At 50.6% G+C, this 3,617-nt stretch carries 3 protein-coding genes; 1 reads left to right on the top strand and 2 read right to left on the bottom strand.

Annotation, left to right across the window (positions count from 1 at the left end; all coding sequences use genetic code 11):
* Together PHU49_15730 and fusA are read right to left on the bottom strand one after the other, a co-directional pair.
* Positions 1 to 759: biotin--[acetyl-CoA-carboxylase] ligase (locus PHU49_15730; GenBank protein MDD5245459.1), on the bottom strand; the 759-nt coding region annotated here is incomplete at its 3' end.
* Positions 752 to 2,794 carry an elongation factor G gene (fusA, locus tag PHU49_15725; protein MDD5245458.1) on the bottom strand — a complete coding sequence of 681 codons (2,043 nt, stop codon included), beginning with the start codon at positions 2,792 to 2,794 and terminating at the stop codon, positions 752 to 754. The genes PHU49_15730 and fusA, both read right to left, overlap by 8 nt.
* Before the next feature lie 120 nt (positions 2,795 to 2,914).
* Between fusA and cysS the strand changes: the two genes are divergently transcribed.
* A partial coding sequence (cysS, locus tag PHU49_15720) for a cysteine--tRNA ligase (protein MDD5245457.1) occupies positions 2,915 to 3,617 on the top strand: 703 nt, incomplete at its 3' end.

Below are 3,617 nucleotides of genomic sequence, written 5' to 3'. Positions count from 1 at the left end.
TTTTTCAAGATGGTTCAGTAGAATACCACACACCAGGGCTCTTTCATATACTTTTTTTGTTTCTATCGAGAGAGAGGTGGCCTTCTTTTGTATATCTTCATCTATCTCCCCGTACTGCATATTGATGTTGAATCCGATGCCGACAATAACAAATCTCACCATATCCGCCTCAGTGGAAAGCTCAATGAGGGTGCCGCAAACCTTTTTCCCGTTTATGAGGACGTCGTTGGGCCATTTCAGTGAGGGTCTGATGCCTGACAATTCCTCGATCGTATCGTACACAGCGAGAGACGACAAAAACGTTATGGGATATACGGAGGAAGGATGAATATCGGGTCTCAGGATAACGGAGATGTAGAGGTTCTTCCCGGCCGGTGAAAACCATTTTCTCCCGAGCCTCCCTTTGCCCGTACCCTGTGATTCGGCTATAACACAGGTGCCTTCAGGTTCGCCGGACAGGGCAAGCTTGAAGGCAAAGAGATTCGTGGAATCGACATTTTCTCTGTGGATTATCTTTCTGCCTGTCACGTCTGTCCTGAGATGCCTGTCGATCTCCCAGGCGTATAATTTGTCGGGGGTCCCTGTAATACAATAGCCTTTCCCCTTGGATTTCTGAAACACATAGCCAAGACGCTCAAGGTGATTGATGTATTTCCAGACAGCGGTTCTCGATACGTGGAGTCTTGCCGCGATAAAGTCCCCGGACACATAGTCCCTGCTCTCCCTGAGGAACATCAATACTTCGCCGAGCTTATCCATTGTTGATCTTGTCATAATGCGAAAAATACATGGTAAAAGATGCCCTGCCCTGTGAGAGGGACCGTACATCCGTCGAATATCCGAACATCTTTATCAATGGCGCATGTGCCTCGATGACCGTTATCCTGTCTTTTGAAGAAACGTTCGTGACCTGGCATTTTCTGCTGTTCAGATCGCTTATGATGTCGCCCATGAATTCGTTCGGCGTCGTTATGGTGAGCGACATGACAGGCACAAGGAGGACGGGGTTTGCCTCATTGCATGCCTCCCGGAAGGCATCATAGGCAGCCATCTTGAGTGTCAACCTGGCAAATTCCGGATTGTTGAAGCTCGCATCATTGATTGCTACCTTGATGTCAGTTAATGGATAGCCCTTGAGAACCCCCATGTTGGAGGCTTCCATGATACCCTCCTCAATTGCGCCGGTCAGGGCGAATACCGGGTGTTCTTCACTGATATGAAAAGTGACGAGGATGCCCTGGCCGCGTCCGTTGGGTCCGATCTGCAGCGACACCCAGCCTTTGCATTGAACGTTGTTGATCAGTTTTTCAAAGGTGTGTTCCCTGGAAACGGTCTTTTCAATGCTTTCTTTATAAACAACCTGTGGCTTGCCGACAAGGAGCTCTATGCCGAACTCGTCTCTGATCCTTCTGATGATGACATCGAGGTGGAGCTCCCCCATCCCTGAGACGACGGTCTGGTACGCGTCTTCATCTGTCTTGAGGATAAAGGTAGGATCTTCCTCAGAGATCTTCTGCAGTGCCATGAGGAGTTTATCCTGGTCGATATTTTTTTTTGGTTCAACGGCAACAGAGATAACGGGCTGGTATATCTCGATGGGCTCCAGAAGGATCGGCCTTGTCTTTGTTAAGGTCTGACCGGTTGACGTCTCCTTGAGACCGACGATCCCCACGATCGCCCCGGCCCTTGCCTCTTCTATCCGGTCCTTGTGGTTCGCGTGGATCTTGTAGATCCTGGAGATCTTTTCCCGTTTGCGGAGATTCACGTTGTAGACCTCTTCGCCCACCTTCAGCACACCGGAGTATATCCTGATATAGGTGAGCTTCCTTCCCTCCTCGATGACGATCTTGAAGGCAAGGGCTGCAAGGTCCTGACTGTCGCGGGCGCTTCTTTCCTCTATCTCGCCTGTTTCAGGATTTTCACCCTTCATCGGGGGTACATCAAGAGGTGAAGGCAGATATTGTATCACTGCGTCAAGGAGGGGCTGTATGCCTTTATTCCTCAGCGCCGCGCCGCACAGGACCGGTACGCACTTCAGTGAGATGGCGGCCTTCCGTATAGCGTTATGGATGAGTTGCTCATCGATGTCTTTGCCGTCAAGATAGAGCTCCATGACCTGATCGTCGAACATGGACAATTTTTCAAGCAGTTTTTCCCTCCAGACCTGTGCGGCCTGCCGGTATTCCTGGGGGATCGATATGTAATTATACGTAGCGCCGAGGTCATCCTCGTTCCAGGCGATGCCTTTCATGGTAATGAGGTCCACGACGCCGTAGAAACCATCTTCCCTGCCAAGAGGGATCTGAAGGATGACGGGGTTTGCGCCGAATTTTTCAACGATCATATCAATGACATGAAAGAAATCGGCCCCGATCCTGTCGAGCTTATTGATAAAGGCAATCCGCGGCACATGGTACTTATCCGCCTGATGCCAGACAGTTTCCGATTGCGGTTCCACACCGCCGACGCCGCAGAAAACCGCCACCATCCCATCAAGGACACGGAGCGACCGTTCAACCTCGATGGTAAAATCGACATGACCGGGTGTATCGATGAGCTGGACCTCGTAATCATTCCAGTAAAGCGTTGTTACCGCGGAAGTGATCGTAATCCCTCTTTCCTGCTCCTGGGGCAGATAATCCATGATTGCCGTCCCCTCGTGCACCTCACCGATCTTGTGGGTCTTGCCCGTATAGTAGAGGATGCGCTCCGTTACCGTTGTCTTCCCGGCATCGATGTGGGCCGCGATCCCGATGTTCCTTATCTTTGTAAGTCGTTCCAGTTCCCTTTTCATTTCGCACAAGATATTGAACTATTATGCCGGAAAAGTCAATAAATAAGGGGAAGTGTAGACCCCGGTCCCGGACAAGATAAATTTTGACAATATACCGGGCCTGTGTTAAAAATACGGTCTATGGGTCTCAAGGTTTATAACACCATCTCGGGGAAAAAAGAGGACTTTCAACCGGTAGACGAAGGGAAGGTAAGGTTCTACGCCTGTGGCGTGACGGTCTACGGCCATTGTCATATCGGCCATGCGAGAAGCGCTGTCGTCTTCGATACCCTCTACCGGTACCTCAGAACGAAGGGATACGATGTTACCTATGTGAGGAACTTCACCGACATCGACGATAAGATCATCCGGAAATCCCTGGAAGAGAAGATCCCCTGGAGAGAAGTCGGGGAAAAATACATACGTTCTTTCTATGAAGACATGGACGCCCTCCATATCCTTCGCCCGACCCATGAGCCGCGGGCAACGGAACACATAGACGAGATGATTATGCTTGTCGAGACGCTCCTCAAGAAGGGTCATGCATATCAGGCCGGCGGCGATGTCTATTTCTCTATTGAGAGCTTCAAAGGATACGGACAATTATCAAAAAGACCGCTCGACGAGATGATCGCAGGGGCGCGGGTCGAGATCGATGATAAAAAGAGGAACCCCCTCGATTTTGCGTTGTGGAAGTCGTCAAAACCCGATGAACCGGCATGGGACGCGCCCTTCGGAAGCGGAAGACCCGGCTGGCATATCGAATGTTCTGCTATGAGCACAAAATACCTCGGCAATCCTTTTGACATCCACGGCGGCGGCAAGGATCTTATATTCCCCCACC

This window comes from Syntrophorhabdaceae bacterium (assembly GCA_028713955.1).
GTDB lineage: Bacteria > Desulfobacterota > Syntrophorhabdia > Syntrophorhabdales > Syntrophorhabdaceae > UBA5609.
The sequence above is the reverse complement of the archived record's forward strand: the minus strand, read 5'-3'. Positions and strand labels throughout refer to the sequence as shown.